Raw genomic sequence first — 20,920 nt, forward strand, 5'->3', positions numbered from 1 at the left:
ATCGGATTTTTCTAACATCTCTAATTTCTCATGCCTGTTGAACGATTTGGACAAAGCCTTCTTTGTAAAAGATAGGATAAAATTTTAAAAGAAAATAGTTAATAGGGAAGGCAATGTTCATCAGAAAGAAAATATCTTCGTGAGGATAAAATAAACAATAATAAATATTATTTTTTATAATAATTGTAATTAAAATACCATTTTAGTGTAAATATATTTATTAAATATCTGAGTTTCTTTAAGGGGGTAAATGCTACATTTCATGCTGGATTTTTTTAATTTCAGCTTTGAGGGCATGAATGCGCTCGGGGTCTGATTTCTCGGCGCGGGAGAGGTCGCGTTCGACTTCCTTCAGGCGGTGCTCGAGTTTCTGCTGGGAAGGGAGTTCGTGGGAATGGCCGGTCATGGTCTTACTTCCGTGTCAGGATCTGGGTGGCGAGGGCGGTGATGTCGGCGCTTTCGATGCCTTCGGGATTGTGCAGAGCGCGTTTGGCGATTTCTTTCTGCTCCTCGGTCGCGCCTTCAGCACCCTTGAGGACGAAATGGGCCAGTTCCTCGACTTCGCTTTTCGTCAGCAGTTTGGGCTGGCGATGCGCTTTTTCGGCGAGATGGTGCAGGCTGGAAGATTCATGAGGAGGATGGTCGCTGGACATTGGAAAACTTTCGGCTGTTTTGAGCGCTGCTGGAGAACGCCATCAATAGGTTAAACATGGTTTGACATATATGGTTTTCAAGTGAATTCGGGAAAATTGAGGTCTTCTGGTACCTGAGAGGGAGAGGACCTTCCGTATTTTTACGGAGCGAGCCCGGTCAGCCGTTTTACGAGGTGCGGCGAAGTCTTTTGCGTTGACTGGATTTCGCAATGCCAAGACCTTCGCGATATTTGGTGACGGTGCGGCGCTGGATGGAAAAACCTTCCTCTTGCAGAAGGGCTGTCAGGGCGTCGTCGGACAGGACATTGTCGCCTTCGGCCGCAACCAGGGCCTGAAGACGGTGCTGGATGGCATGGGCGCTCTGGGTGGTGCCGTCTTTGGACGTGAGAGCTGTCGAGAAGAACAGTTTGAGCGGAATGGTGCCCTGTGGGGTGTCAATGTATTTGCTGCTGACGATACGGCTGATCGTGCTTTCGTGCAGTTCTGTGTGTTCGGCAATTTCGCGCATGGTCAGGGGGCGCAGGGCAGTGGGGCCGTCGCGCAGGAAAGCGGCCTGATGCTGAACAATGGCACGGCCAACAGTCAGAAGCGACTGTTTGCGGGTTTGCAGCGCGCGGATCAGGGCTGTGGCTTCGGCGGCGTAGGTGAGGAGGGCTTTTCCGGTCTCAGTGTGGCTGTCGATCCGCGCACGCAGCGTGCCGTCGAGGCGGAGTCTCGGTAGCAGGCGTGTATTGAGGGTCAGGCGGAAACCCGCTCCGTTGGGTCGGACGATCAGGTCGGGTTCAATGGGCGGCGCGGGGGGCGGCAGGTTGAGGCCGGGGCGGGGATCCAGCGCCTGGATCTCGGCGAGCATGTCCAGCAGATCGTCCTGATCTAGGGCGCATTTCTCGCGGAGTTTGCGCCAGTCGCGGCGGGCGAGCAGATCCAGATTATCGAGCAGGGTCCGCATCGCGGGATCAAGGCGATTACGGACCCGAAGCTGGGCGGCCAGACATTCCTCAAGCGAGCGTGCAAACAGCCCCGCAGGCTCAAGATGCATGAGAATCTGGCGGATTTTTTCGAGCCTTCGAGCCTCCATGTGAAGCCTGCCCGCAAGATCCGCTACCGAAACGGGCAGGCGGCCGCTTTCGTCCAGACTGTCCAGAAGATGCAGCGCCGCGTTCTGCTCATCCGGAGGAAACGAAAGGCGGATCTGGAGAAGCAGTTCGTCCCGGGCGGAGGGACGTGGCGCCGCCGCTTCCGGGCGTTCAGGCGCGGTGGTGAAGCGGTCCGGGTCGTCGTCGTGGAAGTCGTCCGGGGACGATGCAGCGTCAGAGGCTGTATCGCCGGGCTCCAGAATGAGGAGGGGGTTGGTTTCGCAGACCTGCCTGAGATGCTGGGCGAGATCGGTCTGCGTATATTGCAGCAACGCAATCGCCTGACGCAGTTGGGGCGTCATGACAAGAGACTGCGACTGACGCTGGATCAGGCCCGGGACAAGCATCCCGGCATGTTACAGCGAGAAATTCTCTCCGAGATAGACCCGGCGGACGTCTTCGTTCGCGACGATGGCTTCGGGGGTACCTTCCATCAGCACCTGACCACCATGCATGATATAGGCGCGGTCGATGACTTCGAGCGTTTCGCGGACGTTATGGTCCGTAATCAGCACGCCGATTCCACGATCCTTCAGATGCGAGACAAGATCGCGGATTTCGCCGACGGCGATCGGGTCGATGCCGGCCAGCGGTTCGTCCAGCAGGATGTAGTTCGGCTGGCTGGCGAGAGCGCGGGCGATTTCCAGACGGCGACGTTCACCGCCGGATAGCGCCAGCGAGGGCGAGCGGCGCAGATGGGTGATGCCGAATTCGGCCAGAAGGCCGTTGAGCATCAGGTCGCGCTTTTCCGGATCGGGTTCGACGACCTCAAGAGCGGCCATGATGTTCTGCTCGACATTCAGGCCACGGAAAATACTGGCTTCCTGTGGCAGGTAGCCGACGCCGAGGCGGGCGCGGCGATACATCGGAAGCTGGGTGATGTCGGCGCCGTCCAGCGTGATGGTGCCCGTGTCGGGCTGAACGAGACCGACGATCATGTAGAAGCTGGTCGTCTTGCCCGCGCCGTTCGGGCCGAGGAGGCCGACCGCCTCGCCGCGCTGCACCTGAAGCGAGACGTTCTTGACGACGGCGCGCTTCTTGTAGGACTTGCCGATGCCGCTTGCGACCAGACCGGTTGCGGGTGTCTGAGAGGGGATATGGCTGTCTGTCACTTGGGTGCCTGGCTGCTGTTTGCCTCGTTCGGCACGACGAGCCCCTGAATGGGGGAATCCGTGCCCGGCAGCATGGTTGCGATGCCGGTCTTCATGTTCACGATGGCCTGCGAGCCATTGTTCTGGTTCTGCCCCTGCGTGACATGCACATGGCCGATCAGGCGGGCGATCTGGGTATCGAAAACATAGACGCCACGATCGCCCGTGGCGGTCTGGGTCGGGGTCCGCAGAACGACATGCCCCCAGCCATAGGCCCGGTCGAGCTTCGAGGAACCGCCGCCCATCGGATTGGACGAATCTGCGGCCGCCTGCCCCGGTTTTGCGGACTGTCCCGGAGCAGGCGCGTCGTTGGGTTTGCTGAACGAGACGAGCACGTCCGCCTTGACCTGCTTGCCGTCATTGGTCGTGACGGTCGCATCGCCCCGGCCAACCGACATGCGCGTCTTGGAGTGATATTCCATGACGTCGCGGGCCGTCAGAACGTCCTGCGGTGTGGTCAGTTTCAGATGCTTGCCGGTCATGACCATGACGCCCTGATCCATGTCGTACAGCGCATGATCGCCCCAGCCCTGATCGGTCTGGTTGTAGATATGGACGTTGCCGCGCGCTTCGATCCGGTACAGTTCAAGCGAACCGCCCATCGGATCGTTGCTGCTGGCGCTTTTGCCGTCGGCCGGTGTCGGCGCGGGAGCGGGCTGTCCGGGAGCGGGCGCCTTCTTGCGCAGATACCCGATCAGCGTGTCCGCATCGACCGTCGTATCTCCGCGCACGGCCCGCGCTCCGCCCGTAAGGGTCACGGTCTGGGCATTGCGATCGTAGATCTCTTCCTTTTTCCAGAAGAGCTGCACCGCTTCACCATGGGACATGTCCAGTCCGTCCGCATGCGCCGGCGCGGAGGGAAGGGCCAGGGGGAGAGCGACGAGGAGGGGGAGGAAGGCTGCGGGGCGGGGAGTCATTTTTCGGTCTTCAGTCCTTGCAGGCGCAGGCGGGCCGCCGCACTCGGAGGGCCGTTGTCGTCGTTGCGGACCGTCAGTCCCGGTCCTGTAAACTGCATGATACCTGCATGCTGGTCCAGAAAATAGCCTTGGGCGTCCTGCCGGCCGAAGGGGCCTTCCGCGTGGACCCAGTCGCGGGATGCGATCACGTCGGCCTTGAGGTCCAGATCGGCGGAGGGGCCGTTCATGAGCAGGCCGTCGTCACGGTAGAGCACGACGTGGTCGTCGAGATCGAGGGTCTGCTCGTGCTGCATGTAGACGCCGCGGTCGGAGCGGATATGGGCCCAGGAGTTGCCGGAGAGCTGGATATCGGCGACGGGATCGACCAGATCCACGCGATCGGGGCCCTGCTGGCGGGTGGTGCGGGCGGTAATCATGTAAGGGTGGTTATGAGCGTCGAGGCCGCGATAGGTGGCCTGTTCCATGTTGCCGCTTTCCACGCGCAGGCGGGCCATTTCCTTCAGGGCGGCACGGTTCTGGTTTACGAGATGGGAGATCTCGGGCCAGGCGGCGATGGAGCTGAGCAGGACGAGGGCCAGACCCGGCAGCGCCCATTTGGCGAATGCCAGAAGGGAGCGACGGCGGGCGAGCTGTTCGGCGTCTGGGGCCTGACGGATCCGCTGGAAGGCCGCGCGACGCAGATCGTCCAGCCGGGCGAGGCTCTCGGTGCGGTCCGGGTCAAAATCCTCGCGGCGGATGCGGGGCTCGCCGTTTTCGGAGTCCGGAGCATTGGGGCCGGGAGCATCCGGGTTGGGGCCGTTCATGACAGGCCGCTTCGCAGCAGGTCGTGGACGTGGACGATGCCTGTGGGGCGCCGGTCTTCATCCACGATGAAGAGGCTCGTGATGGGGCGCTCGCGCTGGTTCATGAGCTGTAGCACGTCCTGCGCCAGCGTGGTGGGAGTGGCGGTGACGGGGGCGGCGTTCATGACGTCTTTCGCCGTGGTCGTGTCGAGGTCACCGGAGAGGGCGCGACGCAGGTCGGCGTCCGTGATGAGGCCCTGAAGTACACCATTGTCATCAGTCACACCCATGCACCCGAATGACTTGCGTGTCATCTCGAGAATGACGGAGCGCAGCGGGAGGCTGCCCTGTCCGAGAGGCAGGGCGTCCCCCGTGTGCATCAGGTCGCTGATGGGGCGCAGGCGGGCGCCGAGGAGGCCGCCGGGATGGAAAGCGCCGAAATCGCGGGCCGTGAAACCGCGTTTTTCGAGCAGCGCGAGGGCGAGCGCGTCGCCAAGGGCGAGTTGCAGCAGGGTGCTGGTCGTCGGTGCCAGGCCCATCGGGCAGGCCTCGGTGCTGCTGGGGAGGACCAGAGGGATCTCGGAAGCGCGGGCCAGGGCGGAGGTGCCGACCGAGGTGATGGCGATCACGCAGTGGTTCTGCCGGGCGGCATAGGCCAGAATCGCGGCGAGTTCGGTACTTTCGCCGGAATTGGAGAAGGCGAGGATCAGGTCGCCGGGGGCTACCATGCCCAGATCGCCATGGGCGGCTTCCGCGGGATGCAGGAAAAGGGAGGGCGTTCCGGTTGAGGCGAGGGTAGCCTGGACCTTGCGGGCGATATGGCCGGATTTGCCGATCCCGGTGACGATCAGGCGGCCTTCGCTTTGGACGATGCGGTTCACGGCCTCGCAGAAGGCTTCTCCGAGCGGGCCGGAGAGGGCGTGTTCGAGCGCCTGAAGACCTTCGCGCTCGATGGAGACGGTCTGGAGCGCCGAATCGAGCGCAGTACGGAAGGGGCGGGGCGACGGACGGTGCATGTTCAGGCCAGGCCGGAAATCAGGCGCGGTGCGAGAAAATGTCGGGCTCTTCGTAGCCCATGAGGTCCAGTCGGCAGCGGGCCGGAAGGAAATCGTAGCAGGCCTGCGCGAGGTCACGGCGGTTTTCACGGATCAGCATGGCTTCGAGCTTATCCCACAATGCGTGAAGATACAGCACGTCCGAAGCGGCATAGCGGAGCTGGTCGGGGGTGAGGGTCTGTGCGCCCCAGTCCGAACTCTGCTGGTGTTTGGAGATTTCGACCCCCAGAAGGTCGCGGCACAGATAGGCCAGGCCGTGGCGGTCGGTGAAGGTGTAGACCAGTCGGGCGGCGATCTTGGTGCAGATGACCGACGGGATTGTGATGTTGAAGGCGTTCTGCAGGACTGCGACGTCAAAGCGTGCGAAATGCATCAGCTTGGTGACGGAATCGTCTGTCAGGAGGGCCTTGAGATTCGGGCAGTCGTAGCCGCGGCCGCCCATGGAGACCGGTTTGATCTGCACGAGATGGGCTTCACCGTCGCCGGCTGAGAGCTGGACGAGGCAGAGGCGGTCACGATGGGGATTGAGACCCATGGTCTCGGTATCGATGGCGACAAGAGGGCCGAGATCGAAGTCGTCTGGCAGATCGCCGTCATAAAGATGGATGGCGTTCTGCTGGCTCATTCTATTGTCACCAAGTTTTTTTGATCACCAGAGGATCGAGGCGATCTGTCGCCTGATCGTCTGTGGTGCCCAGAAGAAGACTCGAACTTCCACGTCCTTTCGGACACAGGTACCTGAAACCTGCGCGTCTACCAATTCCGCCATCTGGGCTCAGAAAGCACCGGGTTTTTTCAGTTTCCTGAGGCATCCCGGCTCGGTGAAGAGGCGTTTACCCCTGCATGTGTGGGGCGTCAACCGCCAAACTGGAAGAAAAGCGAAAATGCGTAAGAATTTTTCCGTAGAGGGCACCGGTGGCGGCATGGATGACTGGATTTATGAGGGGAGCGGGGCGGACAGGGGCGCGCGATCCGTGGGGCGGGTTGTGGCGGTTCTGGGTGGCGGGGGTTTTGTTGGCCGCGAACTGGTGGGGCGGCTGGTGGCGTCGGGGCATGTGGTGCGCGTGGGCAGTCGCAATCCCGAGGGCGATCAGGCGCTGGCACGCTTTCCGGGTGACGGGCGTGTCGAATTCGTCAAAGCGTCCGTGAATGATGTGACCGCGCTGGAGCGTCTGTTCAGCGGGGCGGATGCGGGGATCAATCTCGTCTCGATCATGTCGCCGGATGTGAAGGCGATGCATCGGGTCAATGTGGAGGGGGCGCGGCTGGCGGCGCTGGTGGCCCGGCACGAGGGGGTGGAGCAGTATCTGCACATGTCCGCCATCGGGGCTTCGATACAGTCGCCGGGGAATTACGGGCGAAGCAAGGGGCTGGCCGAGTGTGTGGTGCGGGAGGTGTTTGCCGAAGCGGCGCTGTTGCGGCCTTCGGTGATCTTCGGGCCCGAGGACAGTTTCTTCAACATGTTCGCGCTGATTGCCAAGCTCTCGCCGGTGCTCCCGGTGTTTGCGTCGGGGACGCGGTTCCAGCCGGTCTATGTGGGGGATGTGGCGCGGGCGGCGATGGCGCTGGTGACGCCCGAGCGTGCGGGCATGACGGTCGAGGCGGGTGGGCCGGATGTGCTGACCATGAAAGAGCTGATGGCCTTCGTGCTTGAGGCTTCGGGGCGGCGTCGTGTTCTGTTGCCGGTACCGGACTGTGTGGCGAAGCTGGAGGCGGAAATCCTGGAGCCCTTGCCGGGACATCTGCTGACGCGCGATCAGGTCGTGATGATGGGTCTGGATAATGTGGTGCAGCCGGGGGCGAACAATCTTCAGTCGCTCGGGATTACGCCGACGGCGATGCGGAGTGTTGTGCCGGATTATCTGAAGGGTAGTGTTTGTGAGAGCTGGCGGCGTTTCCGGAAGTGATTGGACCGGTACGGACCTAAATGGATATGTGAAAAATGGCCCATGCGACAGGAAGATGGGTCATTTCGTATGAAAGGTCAGTGTCACTGACTGTTATTGAAGAAACTGACGGAATAGCTGCATTCGGACAGGTCTGATGTGCGTCCGGGGTTTGTGGTCGGGCGGGCATGTTTTGCAGGAGACACGACGCATGGCCGAACGCATGTTGCAGTTCGTCACCCACCCCCAGGTGCTTCCCGAGAAGCGCGACGCGCACGAACGCCGTCAGGATTTCGGGGAGATTTACCGTGGGTTCGCGCGCAGCCGTGCGGAAGAGCAGGCGTCGCGTTGCTCGCAGTGCGGGATTCCGTTCTGCTCCGTGCATTGTCCGCTGGGAAACAACATTCCCGACTGGCTGAAGCTGACGGCGGAAGACCGGCTTGAGGAAGCGTATGAGATGTCGTCCGCGACGAATACGTTTCCGGAGATCTGCGGGCGGATCTGTCCGCAGGATCGGCTGTGCGAAGGCAACTGCGTTATCAACAAGGGCTTTGAAAGCGTCACCATTGGTGCTGTCGAGCGGTTCATTACGGAAAATGCGTTCGAGCAGGGTTGGGTGAAGCCGGCACTCCCGGATCGTGAACTTGGGCGCAGTGTTGGGATCGTGGGGTCTGGTCCTGCGGGGCTGGCTTGTGCGGAGCGGCTGCGGGCGCAGGGTTATGAGGTTCATGTCTATGAGCGTCAGGACCGTGTGGGCGGTCTGCTGACTTACGGGATTCCGAGCTTCAAGCTGGAAAAGCATGTGGTGGCGCGGCGTCATGCGCTGCTGGAAGAGCAGGGGATCGTGTTCCATCTCTCCACGCCTGTCGGTTCGGGCGAAGGTGAGACGGCGCTTGAGGATCTGCGGGCGCGGCATGATGCGGTGTTTCTTGCAACGGGCGTGTACCGCTCGCGCGATGTGAAGGTGCCAGGGGCCGGGCTTGAAGGCGTTGTCGATGCGATCGACTTCCTGACGGCATCCAACCGTCGTGGCTATGACGAAGATCCGGGCGAGGATGCAGCGCTTCATGCGAAAGGGCGTCGGGTCGTGGTGATTGGCGGTGGGGACACGGCCATGGACTGCGTGCGTACGTCGATCCGTCAGGGTGCCGAGCGTGTGACCTGTGTTTACCGTCGGGACCGGGCGAACATGCCGGGGTCGCGGCAGGAAGTTTACAATGCCGAGGAAGAAGGGGCGCAGTTCGAGTGGCTGGGTTCGCCGGAAGCGTTCCTTGGAGACGGCAGTGTGTCGGGCGTGCGCGTGCTGAAGATGCGTCTGGGGTCTCCGGATGCGTCGGGCCGTCGGTCCATCGAGGGCACGGGGCAGCATGACGTGATCGAGGGCGATCTGGTCATCAAGGCTCTGGGCTTCGATCCCGAGGATCTACCGGGGCAGTTCGCGGCCCCCGAGCTGGCCGTGACGCGCTGGGGCACGCTGACGGTGCCGCCGGGGGGCTTTGAGACGAGCCTGCCGGGTGTGTTCGCCGGCGGCGACATCGTGCGCGGGGCGAGCCTGGTCGTCTGGGCGATCAAGGATGGCCGGGATGCGGCCGATGCGATCCATCATCATCTGACTGAAACAATGACCGGTGCTCTGGAGGCCGCGGAATGACACAGAATAACGATTTCATCCGCGAGTATGCCGAGAACGTCGAGCGTCTGAAGGGGTTGTATGACCCGTCACAGGAGCGCGATTCCTGTGGTGTGGGTCTGGTGGCGTCGCTCGATGGCAAGCCGTCGCGCAGTGTGGTTCTGGCGAGCATCGAGGCGCTGGGCAATATCTGGCATCGCGGTGCGGTCGATGCCGATGGCAAGACCGGCGATGGCGCGGGCATCCATGTTGAAATCCCGCAGGATTTCTTTGCCGAGGCGATCCATAACAGCTCCAGCGACGATACGATCGATGGGCGCATTGCGGTCGGCATGGTGTTCCTGCCCAAGACCGATCTGGGGTCGCAGGAGCGGGGCCGACAGATCATCGAAACGGAGATCCTGAACTTCGGGTACGGGATCTATGGCTGGCGTCAGGTGCCGATCGATACGGCGTGCATTGGCGAGAAGGCCAACCAGACGCGCCCGGAAATCGAGCAGATCATGATCCGCAACCGGCTTGGCCGGTCCGAGGACGAGTTCGAGCGCGACCTGTACGTGTTGCGTCGGCGGATCGAGAAGCAGGCGACGGCGCAGCAGGTTGATCTGTATGTGTGCTCGATGTCCTGCCGCTCGGTGATCTACAAGGGCATGTTCCTTGCTGAAAACCTGACAGATTTTTATCCGGATCTTCTGGATGAACGGTTCGTGTCGCGGTTTGCGATCTACCATCAGCGCTATTCGACCAATACGTTCCCGACCTGGAAACTCGCCCAGCCGTTCCGCAAGGTGGCGCATAACGGCGAGATCAATACGATTTCGGGCAATACGAACTGGATGCGCTCGCATGAAACGCGGCTCGCCCATCCGGATCTGGACCCGTACATGGCGGACCTAAAGCCTGTGGTGCAGGCTGCGGGTTCGGATACGGCGGTGCTGGATAATGTGTTCGAACTGCTGACCTTCGCCGGGCGTGATGCACCGATGGCGAAGACGATGCTGGTACCGGCCTCAGGGGGGGCGAACTCGGCGATGTCGGATGCGGCGCGGGCGCTTTTCCGGTACTGCAATGCGGTGATCGAGCCCTGGGATGGTCCGGCAGCTTTGTGTGCGACGGACGGACGCTGGGTTGTGGCGGGGCTGGACCGTGCGGGTCTGCGTCCGCTGCGTTACAGCATCACGCAGGATGGTCTGCTCATCGTGGGGTCCGAGACCGGAATGGTCCGGGTGCCGGATGCGCGCGTCAAAAGCCGCGGGCGGCTTGGGCCGGGGCAGACGCTGGCGCTCGATCTGAAGGAAGGACGGCTTTACCAGTCTGAAGAGTTGCTCGAAATGCTGGCGTCGCGTCAGGATTTCCAGAGCTGGGTGAAGCGCATCCGCGATATCGAGCCAATCGTGCGCGATGTGGTCGAGCCCGAGGCGCTCGATCCGGATGTGCTGCGGCGGCATCAGGTGGCGGTCAGTCTGACGCATGAGGAGCTGGAGACCATTCTGCACCCGATGGTGGAGAACGCGGCCGAGGCTCTGGGCTCGATGGGTGATGATACGCCGCTTCAGGTGTTGTCGAAGATTTATCGCGGGCTGGCGCATTATTTCCGTCAGGGGTTCAGTCAGGTCACGAATCCGCCGATCGATTCTCTGCGTGAGACGCGGGTGATGAGCCTGATTACGCGGCTGGGCAATCTGGGGAATATTCTCGATCAGGCGCCGGAGCAGTGCGATCTGTTGCAGCTGCCGAGCCCGGTCCTGACGATTGGTGAGTTCGACGAACTGCGGAAGGTCTGCGGTGAGAATGCGGGCGTGATCGACTGCACGTTCCCGGCCGAAGAGGGCGAGGAAGGTCTGCGGGCGGCGATTGCATCCATCCGGGCGCAGGCTGAGGATCATGTTCGCGGCGGGTGTACGCATCTGTTCCTGACGGACGACAATACGGATGCGACGCGGGTTGCGATTCCGATGATCCTCGCGACCGCGGCCGTGCATATCCATCTGGTACGCAATTCGCTGCGGACGTTCACGTCGCTGAACGTGCGGACGTCCGGGGCGATCGATGTTCATGCGATTGCGGTGACGATTGGCGTGGGTGCGACGACGGTGAACCCGGCGCTGGCACAGTATTGCGTGGCGGATCGGCTGCGGCGCGGGCTGTTTGGCAAGATGTCGCTGCGTGAGGCGATGGAGCGGTATCGCAAGGCTGTGGACAAGGGTCTGCTGAAGATCATGTCCAAGTCGGGCATTTCGATCATCTCCGCCTATCGTGGCGGGTATAATTTCGAGGCGATCGGGCTGTCCCGCGCGTTGGTGGCTGAGTTCTTCCCCGGCATGCCGTCGCGGATTTCGGGGATTGGTCTGCCGGGTATTGCGCGGAACGTTCTTGGCGCACATGCGGCGGCGTGGGACCGGAAGGTTGAGGCGTTGCCCGTGGGTGGGCGTTACAAGCTGCGGCGTCAGGGTGAGACGCATGCGTTCTCGGGGCAGCTTGTCCACATGCTCCAGAGTGCGGTGACGGCGAACAGCTTTACGCTGTACCGGCGTTACGCGGATGCGGTGCGTCAGATGCCGCCTGTGGCGCTGCGTGATCTGCTGGATTTCAAGCCGACCCATGCGCCGGTTCCGGTGGATGAAGTGGAGAGCATCACGCAGATCCGCCGTCGTCTGGTGGCGCCGGGGATTTCGCTGGGGGCGCTGAGTCCCGAGGCGCATGAGACGCTGGCGATTGCCATGAACCGGATCGGTGCGAAGTCCGATTCCGGTGAGGGTGGCGAGGATGCCGAGCGCTCCAAGCCGCGTCCGAACGGGGACAATGCGTCTTCGGCCATCAAGCAGGTGGCGTCCGGGCGTTTTGGTGTGACGGCGCAGTATCTGAACGACTGCCGCGAGATCGAGATCAAGATGGCGCAGGGTGCGAAGCCCGGCGAGGGCGGGCAGCTTCCGGGCTTCAAGGTCACGGAACTGATCGGGCGTCTGCGTCATGCGACGCCGGGGGTGACGCTGATTTCGCCCCCGCCGCATCATGACATCTATTCGATCGAGGATCTGGCGCAGCTCATTTATGATCTCAAGCAGATCAATCCGACGGCGACCGTCACGGTCAAGCTGGTCGCACGGACCGGCATCGGCACGATTGCGGCCGGTGTGGCGAAGGCCAAGGCGGATGCGATCCTGATTTCCGGTCATTCGGGCGGGACGGGGGCGAGCCCGCAGTCTTCGATCCATTATGCGGGTCTGCCGTGGGAAATGGGGCTGTCCGAAGCGCATCAGGTGCTGATGCTGAACCGTCTGCGTCATCGTCTGGTGTTGCGGACGGATGGCGGCATCAAGACGGGTCGCGACGTTGTCATGGCGGCGATGCTGGGCGCGGAAGAGTTCGGTATTGGTACGGCAGCGCTCGTGGCGATGGGCTGCATCATGGTGCGTCAGTGCCATTCCAACACCTGCCCGGTGGGCGTGTGTGTGCAGGACGAGAAGCTGCGCGAGAAGTTCGGGGGATCGCCGGAGAAGGTCATCAACCTGTTCACGCTGATTGCGGAAGACATCCGGCATATCTTGGCGGACCTCGGTGTGCGGTCGCTTGAAGAGGTGATCGGACGGACGGATATGCTGCGTCAGGTGTCGCGTGGTGCGGACTATCTGGACGATCTGGATCTGAACTCCCTGCTGGTTCAGGCCGATCCGGGCGAACATGCGCGGTTCTGCACCCGTGAGGGGCGCAACGAAGTGCCTGAGACGCTGGACGGGCAGATCATTCCCGATGCGACGGCGCTGTTCGAACGTCGGGAAAAGCTGCATCTGCACTACACCGTGCAGAACACCCATCGTGCGATCGGTACGCGGGTTTCGGGCCTGATTACCCGCAAGTTCGGCATGAAGGAGCTTCCTGAGGGGCAGCTCACTCTGTCGCTGCGAGGATCTGCCGGGCAGTCTCTGGGGGCGTTCGGTGTGCAGGGGCTCAAGATCGAGGTCGAGGGCGATGCCAACGATTATGTCGGCAAGGGGCTTTCGGGCGCGACGATCGTTGTCCGCAAGTCACCGGCGGCGCAGTGGGCGTCGGAGCAGAGCGCGATCATCGGCAATACGGTACTGTACGGAGCGACGGCGGGGACGCTGTTTGCGGCCGGACAGGCGGGTGAGCGCTTCGCAGTCCGAAACTCGGGAGCGACGGCGGTGGTCGAGGGCTGTGGCTCGAATGGCTGTGAATACATGACCGGCGGGACGGTCGTGATCCTTGGGGAGACGGGCGACAATTTCGGCGCCGGTTTCACGGGGGGCATGGCTTATGTGCTGGATGTAAAGGGGCGGTTCGAGGCGCAGATCAACCCCGATACGGTGATCTGGAGCCGCGTGCAGGCTGGCAGCCTCTGGGATCGGGAGCTTCGCGCACTTGTGGAGCGGCATGTTGCCGAGACGGGCAGTACCTATGCTGCGGATCTGCTGCATTGCTGGGAGCGGACGCTGGAGCGGTTCTGGCATGTCGTGCCGCGCGATTATGCGCGGATCATCGGCTATGTTCAGGAAGACCTGTCCCAGCTTTCGGCCTGACGAAGATGATCGCTCCTGTAGCCTGACCTGACGTTGACCTGTGATGAAATGGCTTTGCTGAGGAGCAGAGACACACTGTAGGACCCGAGTACGGCCAGATGGAAGGACAGGGTCCGGCGTCGCCATGCGCAACAGGCTTCCGTTATGGCAGGTCAGGACATCGGGAATGACAACCGTGGGCATCAGATCGGGACGTGTGTTTCACTCCCGAAGATTTTCAGACTCTGTCGGATGTTCAAATGCCTGGATGAGGTATTTTTGCATGAACTGGCGGAAGATCCGGGGTTGCGGGCATTATTATGATTCGATGGGGGTTTTGACACTGCGGTCTTGTCATCAACATCCCGTTTGACGGGGGGGATTGTGGCTTTAAGGTCAGGATATGACCATGCTCTTTTCTGCCGCTGACGGCACGCCGCATTCGTCCTCCGGGGAGCAGATGCCGCCCCGCTGGGATCTCTCTGACCTCTATGCCTCACCGGAAGATCCGGTTCTGGCGTCGGATTTCGATCGCTGGGCCGGAGCTGCGCACAGTTTCTGCGAAACGTATAAGGGGCGTCTGGAGACGCTGACGGGCGTGGAGCTTGCGAAAGCGTTTGCGGAATACGAAGCGATCGAGGAGGGCCTGGGGAAGATCGGGTCTTTCTCCAGCCTTGGCTTTGCGGCGCATACGACCGATCCGGTCTGGGGGCGCTTTGCGCAGGGTGTGCAGGAGCGGATGACGGAGGTGGCCTCCGATCTTATGTTCTTCACGCTGGAGCTGAACCGGATAGCTGATGAGGTTCTGGCGCGGATCTGCGAGGCGCAGGAAATGCGCAAATGGGATCCGTATCTGCGGGATCTGCGGATGTACCGGCCGTATCAGCTTTCCGACGAGGTCGAGCAGGTGCTGATGGACAAGTCGGTGACGGGGCGAAATGCCTGGAACCGGCTGTTCGATGAGACCATGGCGACGCTGAGTGTCATGATCGACGGTGAGGAAAAGCCGCTGGGCGAGGCGTTCAATCTGCTGACGAATGCGGATCGTGCGAAGCGCGAGGCCGCGGCGCAGCAGATCAGTGCGGTTCTGGGTGAGAATTCGCGTCTGCTGACGATGATTACCAACACGCTCGCCAAGGACAAGGCGATCGGGGACAGGCTGCGGGGTTATCCGCGCCCCACCAGTGCGCGCAATCTGGCGAACATGGTCGAGGACGAGGTCGTCGATGCGCTGGTGGGTGCGGTGGACGAGGCTTATCCGCGGCTGGCGCACCGGTATTATGCGCTCAAGGCGAAGTGGCTCGGGCTGGAAAAGCTGGAGCACTGGGACCGCAATGCGCCGCTGCCGGGTGTTGAGGCGCGGAAGATCGACTGGGAGCAGGGCAAGGAGATCGTGCGCACGGCCTATGCCGGGTTTGATCCGGGTCTGGGCGAGATCGTGAACCGGTTCCTGACGCATCCCTGGATTGATGCGGCTCCGGTGGCGGGCAAGTCTTCGGGGGCGTTCTCCCATTCCTGCGTGCCGTCCGTGCATCCGTATATCCTGATGAACTATCGCGGGCAGCCGCGGGATGTGATGACGCTGGCGCATGAACTGGGGCATGGCGTGCATCAGACGCTGGCCGGGCAGAAGCAGGGCTATCTGAATGCCGATACGCCGCTGACGCTGGCGGAGACGGCCTCGGTATTTGGCGAGATGCTGACGTTCCAGTCCCTGCTGGATGCGGAGAGCGATCCGAAGCGCCGTCGTCACATGCTGGCGGCGAAGGTCGAGGACATGCTGAATACGGTGGTCCGGCAGATCGCGTTCTACCAGTTTGAAGTGAAGGTCCATGACGAGCGGGCGAAGGGTGAGCTTTCGCCGGAGCGTCTGGGGGAAATCTGGCGTGAGGTTCAGGTCCGGAGTCTGGGGCCGGCCTTCCATTTCACACCGGATTATGACCTCTACTGGTCGTATATTCCGCATTTCGTGCATTCGCCGTTCTATGTTTATGCGTATGCTTTCGGAGACTGTCTGGTGAATGCGCTTTATGGCGTTTATCAGGAAAAGCCTGAGGGTTTTGCTGCGAAATACCGCACCATGCTCGAAGCAGGCGGAACGCTGCGTCACAAGGAACTGCTCGCTCCCTTCGGACTTGATGCGACAGATCCGGGTTTCTGGCGTAAAGGACTGGATGTGATCTCGGGACTGATTGATCAGCTCGAGCAGGAGGACTGAGGAGCATCATGGCGAGGGATCTCGACAACACCGGCCTCATGGGGGAGCTGCGTCGCATGGCGCGGACCTCCGGCGCGGTCGGCGGCATTGCGGCGCGGATGGCGGGCAGCCGTCTGGGCTTCAAGACGGATAAAGGCGTTCATGCAGAGGGCCTGAAATCCGCGTTGGGAAACCTCAAGGGGCCGTTGATGAAGGCGGCCCAGCTTCTCTCGACCATTCCCGGCGCATTGCCCGAAGAATATGCGGACGAACTGGCGCATTTGCAGTCCAACGCGCCGCCGATGGGCTGGAGCTTCGTGCGCCGTCGCATGCAGGCGGAGCTTGGGGCGGGATGGGAAAAGCATTTCCGATCTTTCAGCCACGAGGCCGTGGCGGCGGCGTCGCTCGGGCAGGTGCATCGGGCGCGTTTGGTCGATGGGCGCGAAGTGGCATGCAAGTTGCAGTATCCGGACATGCAGGCAGCCGTGGATTCGGATCTGCGGCAGTTCCGCGCGGCGCTGGTCATTTACCGGAAGTTCGAGACCGCGATCCGTCAGGACGAGGTCTATACCGAGCTGGCGGACCGGCTGCGCGAGGAGCTGGATTACCGGCGTGAGGCGAGCCATCTGCGGCTGTATCGGGACATGCTCGCGAATACGCCCGAGGTAACGGTACCAGTGCCGGTTGAGGCGCTTTCCACCGGGCGGTTGCTGACCATGGACTGGGTAAGCGGGCGCAGTATGCGGACTGTCCTGGGCGAGAACCTGCCGCAGGAATACCGGAACGCGATGGCGACGGCGCTGTTCAAAGCCTGGTATACACCGGTCTATCGCTATGGTGTCATTCACGGTGACCCGCATATGGGCAATTTCACCGTGCGGGACGATTATGGCCTGAATCTGCTGGATTTCGGGGCTGTTCGGATCTTTTCGCCACGCTTTGTGGAAGGGGTTATCGACCTGTTCACGGCGCTGCGGGAGAATAACGAGGAACTGGCGTTCCATGCGTACAGCAAATGGGGCTTTGTCGGGATTTCGCGCGAGACGGCCAGCATCCTGAATGAATGGGCGCGGTTCTTCTACCGGCCGCTGATGACGGATCGGGTGTGCTCCATGCAGGAGAGCAATGATCCGGCCGAAGCGCGTCAGGTTCTGGAGAAGGTCTATGACGGGCTGAAGCGGACGGGCGGTGTGAAGCTGCCGCGTGAGTTCGTGCTGATGGACCGTTCGGCGATCGGGCTGGGGAGTGCGTTCCTGCGTCTGGAGGCGCGACTGAACTGGCACAGGATGTTCGAGGAACTGATCGAGGGCTTCGACGTGGACGTGCTGGCGCAGCGTCAGCAGGAGGCTCTGGCGAAGGCGAAGGTGCCGCCGGCGCTGTCTTCGCTTTGAAGGTTTAAGGTCATGAAAAAAGAGGCGCTTCCTTTGCGGAAAGCGCCTCTTTTTTTGTTCTGCGCTTTTATTCCTTTGGTGGGCAGGGTGTAGGCGATGATCTGATCGTTACTATTTTCAAAGATCAGGAAGGGGGCCGAAAAGTCCGATCTTAAATAACGAAACGGAAAGTTTAGTATCATAAAGGATATATGATCTGTTCGCCGTTATATTAAGGGTATGACCGAAGCCGGCGCCCCTGAGGAATGCCGGATCGCGGAGATTGGATCAGAACTGGGCTGCGACCGTTCCAAAGAACTCGCGCGGAGCTGCGACGAACAGATTTGCATTGTCGTCACCAGACACCGAGGCTGCGCCATAGACGCCACCAATATAGTTCTGGTTGTAGAGGTTGGAGATGCCGAAAGAGGTTTTGAGATTCTTGGCAAAGCCTAACGTGCCGAAATCGTAGGCAACGTTGAGATTGGACGTCCAGTAGGCCGGGATCTGCTCATCATTGGTGTAGGTCATCTGACGTGCGCTTGTGTACGTCGTGTTGAAGTTGAAGGTTGCGTGGTGCCAAGTGTAGCTCACGTCAGCCTTGTACATGAACTTCGGGTAGTAGACCTGACGCTTGCCCTTGATGCTCACATAACCGCCGTTATAGGGCAGGTGCGAGTCTTCATAGGTGGCATCGTTCCAGCTGAAGCTGTTGGTGATGGCCAGACCGGGCAGGGGGCGGAGCGTGCCGGCGACGTCTGCGCCGTTCATGGTCTCACGACCCACATTCATGAACGAGCTGTAGGTGTTGCCCGTTGAGCCGCTCGTGATGGCTGCGAGGCGGTTGTAATAGTCGGTGTGGTAGAAATCCGCGCTTCCGGAGAAGAAGTGGGAGTTGAAGCGGTAGCCGACGACGTAGTTCCAGGTCCGCTCGGGGCGCAGGGACTTCTTGTTCTCGTCAAAGACGGTCTGTGCGGGGTTAGAGGCACTTCCGAGACCTGACCACGGGGAGCCGCTGGAGCTCTGGGCCGAATAGTCATAGGCGCGCATGTTTTCAGCAATGTCGAAATAGACTTCGTGCTGGTTGAGGAAGTGGTAGTCGAAGTTGAAATGCGGGAGGAAGGCGTTGGCAGCCGTCAGGTTCCCGGAGGCAGGGTGGCTGTAATAGACGCCCCATTCGGACAGCGAGCTGGTGTTGTCGACGCTGGTGCCGCCATGGGTTGTCTGCAGCAGGGACCGGAAACCGGCTTCGACGGTCATTCCTGGAATGATCTGGTAGGTGTCCTGCAGGTAGAACTGGAACGTGTTGGTGTTGAAGGAATCAGACCACCAGGTGGTGCCGTTCTTGAAGTCGGCGATGGAGGAATGCGGCGTGTTGACGCCATCCTCATACATCATCATCGGGTAGTTGAAGCGGTCGTTCTCATACCAGATGCCGGTCTTGATGTCGTTGTTATGGCCGGCGTGGATATCGAAGTTCTGGACGAAACCCAGACGACGGACGTCGGGATGGCCGGTCTCCATCGCCATCGGGACCTGTGAGGTCGGAGAGGTCAGGAACGGGTTGGTTGCGCTGTAATCGCCATTCGAGACGTGTGCGTAGGCGATTGTCTTCGAGGTGACGTTCGGGAAAAGACGGAATTCACCCGTGATGGCCGAAAGATAATTTCTCTGGGTCTGGGTGCCGTCATAGGCATAATCGCCGATTTCGTCATTGGAAAGCACGCTTTCGAGCCCTGCGGGGACGCCGCCGTTCTGGGCGTAATAGGCGTACTGTTTGGCGAGTTCGTAATTGGGTTTCAGATAGGTCGTGTTGCGTCCCATCTTGCGCCACATGTTCTTGGTCAGGCCGAGATAGTTGTACTGTGCGAAGTTCGAGTAGTCGAAGACGGCCGTAATTTTGCCGCGGTCACCGACCGGCTGGACCAGTTTGAAATTGGCCTGCTGTTCCTGCTGATCGCCATAGCCCTTCCACAGATCCTGATCGGTGCGGGCATAGGCAGCGTAGAACTTCGTGCCACTGGAGTTCAGCTTGCCGCTGTCTACCCGGCCATAGGTTCTGAAACCGTTATAGCTGCCGAAGAGCTGGCTGATCTGGCCACCTGCCTTGTCGGACGGGTCCGAGGAGGTGAAGGTGATGGCGCCACCGAGCGTCTGGGCCGAGGGGGTATCCAGTGCGCCCGCGCCCTGGGACATGGTCAGGCTGGTGATGTTTTCCTGGATTTCCATCTGGTCGACGCCAAGGCCGTTCCAGTTATGGAAACCCTGGCCGCCCATCGGGATGCCGTCGAGCGAGACGCCGAGCTGGGTCTGGTTGAAGCCGCGGACATACAGGGTGTTGGCGACCGTATCGAGACCGAAAGCATCATCGGATGCGAAGTTCGCGCCCGGTGTCGTCAGGGCGAGAATCTGCATCGGGCTCGTGCCGGCGACGAAGTGATCCATCGTCTCGCGCGATACGACTTCCACCGCGCTGTGGGAGCCTCTGCGGCGCACATGGACGGTCATGGATTCGGAGCCGGATTTGACTTCCGTGTGCTTGCGGGGGGCTGGCGCGCGGCGCGTTGGAGTGGTGGTGCGGGTGTGATTCGCGTGAGTCGAACGATGCGGATGCGTTTTGTGGCCGTTATGGTCGGTGGTTTCGGCATGCGCAGAGCTGATCAGAAGGCCGATCAACGCAACGCCGGATAACAGATATCGTCCCAGGTCTGACTGCACGGGCTGGTCCTAATTCATGGCGATGTAAATCCTGTAGCTCACGCTACGTCATAAAAATGAAACAAAACAACATTTTGTTGGAGGGTGCGTGTATTTTTGTCGTTCTGTTTCATTATTACATCACCTCATTGCATCGTTCTTTAAGCAATAAAGGGATGATTATGCCGTATTTATGAAAATATATAATCTGTATTCGATGAGAGAGATTTTTGCTGTGAGATTATTTATTCGGATTTCTTGAAATAATTTTAATTTATTCTGCGATGCCAGAAGTAACTTTTTTCCGAAATCGTTGTATTTTGTATATGATTTCTTGAATCCTCTTCGAAGCGACGGTTCGGTTCGTCATGGCTTTTTGTCATGTGAGAGACGGAACGCGAAGAGGACTTGGCCCGGCCGGAAGCCGGGTCCGAAGAGGGGGTGCAGGCTTTACCAGGCGGGGGTACCGAAGAGCGTAAAGGATAAAATATCCTGAAAAATCAGAAGATTTCCTTGATGAGGTCATTGCCGATGCTGAAACCGGCGCCGGCTTCAACGGAACGGGCGAAGCCGGAATTGAGGATGTTCGAGACGAAATTGTTGTCCGGTACCGGCTGGACGGGGGCCTGCTGGGTCGGGGCCTGATAGGTGGTCTGGCTGCCGTAATCCTGCTGGGCGTTGGCGAGGGCCGCGTGGAGTTGTTGCAGGAGGTTCGTGACCTGCTGCTGTTCGGCCTGGAAGGCGAGGGCGAGTTCGCGCAGGTCGAGGGACCATTCGCGGGCCTGCATGTCGCCCGTCTGGGCGGCGGCCTGCATCTTGGAGCCGAGAGCCTGAAGGGCCTGTGCGGACTGCTGGGCCTGCTGCTGGAGCTGGTTGTAGGTCTGCTCGATCGTCTGGACGTCCATGACCGTTCTTCCTTCAAAGATACG

Annotated in this window: 15 protein-coding genes and 1 tRNA gene; 5 read left to right on the forward strand and 11 right to left on the reverse strand. The window is 60.6% G+C overall.

What is annotated here, in order from left to right; all coding sequences use genetic code 11:
- Positions 1-253: 253 nt before the first annotated feature.
- From GFJ39_RS14030 to GFJ39_RS04270, 9 genes are all read right to left on the reverse strand, one after another.
- The gene (locus tag GFJ39_RS14030; RefSeq protein WP_194285284.1) at positions 254-406 is read right to left on the reverse strand and encodes a hypothetical protein; all 153 of its coding nucleotides are present in this window, start codon (positions 404-406) and stop codon (positions 254-256) included.
- A 4-nt stretch (positions 407-410) separates the two neighbouring features.
- On the reverse strand, positions 411-653 hold the full coding sequence (locus tag GFJ39_RS04235) for a hypothetical protein (RefSeq protein WP_153430129.1): 243 nt from the start codon (positions 651-653) through the stop codon (positions 411-413).
- 166 nt (positions 654-819) lie between these two features.
- Positions 820-2,136, reverse strand: coding sequence for an RNA polymerase factor sigma-54 (gene rpoN, locus GFJ39_RS04240; RefSeq protein ID WP_153430131.1), 1,317 nt, complete (start codon positions 2,134-2,136; stop codon positions 820-822).
- A 9-nt stretch (positions 2,137-2,145) separates the two neighbouring features.
- Complete coding sequence (lptB, locus tag GFJ39_RS04245) at positions 2,146-2,901, reverse strand: LPS export ABC transporter ATP-binding protein (RefSeq protein WP_325062826.1); 756 nt, start codon at positions 2,899-2,901, stop codon at positions 2,146-2,148.
- On the reverse strand, positions 2,898-3,857 hold the full coding sequence (locus GFJ39_RS04250) for an LptA/OstA family protein (RefSeq protein ID WP_153430133.1): 960 nt from the start codon (positions 3,855-3,857) through the stop codon (positions 2,898-2,900). Before GFJ39_RS04250 ends, lptB begins: the two co-directional genes overlap by 4 nt.
- The gene (gene lptC / locus GFJ39_RS04255) at positions 3,854-4,660 is read right to left on the reverse strand and encodes an LPS export ABC transporter periplasmic protein LptC (protein ID WP_153430135.1); all 807 of its coding nucleotides are present in this window, start codon (positions 4,658-4,660) and stop codon (positions 3,854-3,856) included. Before lptC ends, GFJ39_RS04250 begins: the two co-directional genes overlap by 4 nt.
- Positions 4,657-5,655 (reverse strand): KpsF/GutQ family sugar-phosphate isomerase, encoded by a 999-nt coding sequence (locus GFJ39_RS04260; RefSeq protein ID WP_153430137.1) that lies wholly within the window; start codon positions 5,653-5,655, stop codon positions 4,657-4,659. The genes lptC and GFJ39_RS04260 overlap by 4 nt, the downstream gene beginning before the upstream one ends.
- A 19-nt stretch (positions 5,656-5,674) precedes the next feature.
- Entirely contained in the window at positions 5,675-6,319 is a 645-nt protein-coding gene (locus GFJ39_RS04265; protein WP_011253367.1) for a ribonuclease D, read from the reverse strand.
- A 63-nt stretch (positions 6,320-6,382) separates the two neighbouring features.
- A tRNA-Leu gene (locus tag GFJ39_RS04270) sits at positions 6,383-6,469 on the reverse strand.
- Between the two features lie 109 nt (positions 6,470-6,578).
- Between GFJ39_RS04270 and GFJ39_RS04275 the strand changes: the two genes are divergently transcribed.
- The 5 genes from GFJ39_RS04275 (at position 6,579) to GFJ39_RS04295 (ending at position 17,315) form a co-directional block, all read left to right on the forward strand.
- On the forward strand, positions 6,579-7,601 hold the full coding sequence (locus GFJ39_RS04275) for a complex I NDUFA9 subunit family protein (protein WP_228391790.1): 1,023 nt from the start codon (positions 6,579-6,581) through the stop codon (positions 7,599-7,601).
- 190 nt (positions 7,602-7,791) lie between these two features.
- Positions 7,792-9,231, forward strand: a complete 1,440-nt coding sequence (locus GFJ39_RS04280) for an NAD(P)-dependent oxidoreductase (RefSeq protein ID WP_153430139.1) — start codon at positions 7,792-7,794, stop codon at positions 9,229-9,231.
- The gene (gltB, locus tag GFJ39_RS04285) at positions 9,228-13,748 is read left to right on the forward strand and encodes a glutamate synthase large subunit (RefSeq protein WP_153430141.1); all 4,521 of its coding nucleotides are present in this window, start codon (positions 9,228-9,230) and stop codon (positions 13,746-13,748) included. Before GFJ39_RS04280 ends, gltB begins: the two co-directional genes overlap by 4 nt.
- A 388-nt stretch (positions 13,749-14,136) precedes the next feature.
- On the forward strand, positions 14,137-15,945 hold the full coding sequence (locus GFJ39_RS04290; RefSeq protein WP_153430143.1) for a M3 family oligoendopeptidase: 1,809 nt from the start codon (positions 14,137-14,139) through the stop codon (positions 15,943-15,945).
- Positions 15,946-15,953: 8 nt separating this feature from the next.
- On the forward strand, positions 15,954-17,315 hold the full coding sequence (locus GFJ39_RS04295) for an ABC1 kinase family protein (RefSeq protein ID WP_153430146.1): 1,362 nt from the start codon (positions 15,954-15,956) through the stop codon (positions 17,313-17,315).
- Positions 17,316-17,582: 267 nt separating this feature from the next.
- Here GFJ39_RS04295 and GFJ39_RS04300 read toward each other — a convergent pair whose 3' ends face one another.
- A complete protein-coding gene (locus tag GFJ39_RS04300) occupies positions 17,583-19,802 on the reverse strand; it encodes a TonB-dependent receptor family protein (protein WP_228391796.1) in 2,220 nt (739 codons plus the stop codon).
- A 689-nt stretch (positions 19,803-20,491) separates the two neighbouring features.
- Positions 20,492-20,896 carry a hypothetical protein gene (locus tag GFJ39_RS04305; protein ID WP_153430148.1) on the reverse strand — a complete coding sequence of 135 codons (405 nt, stop codon included), beginning with the start codon at positions 20,894-20,896 and terminating at the stop codon, positions 20,492-20,494.
- Between the last annotated feature and the right edge of the window lie 24 nt (positions 20,897-20,920).

The sequence above is a fragment of the Gluconobacter aidae genome, assembly GCF_009547075.1.
GTDB classification, from domain to species: Bacteria; Pseudomonadota; Alphaproteobacteria; order Acetobacterales; family Acetobacteraceae; genus Gluconobacter; species Gluconobacter aidae.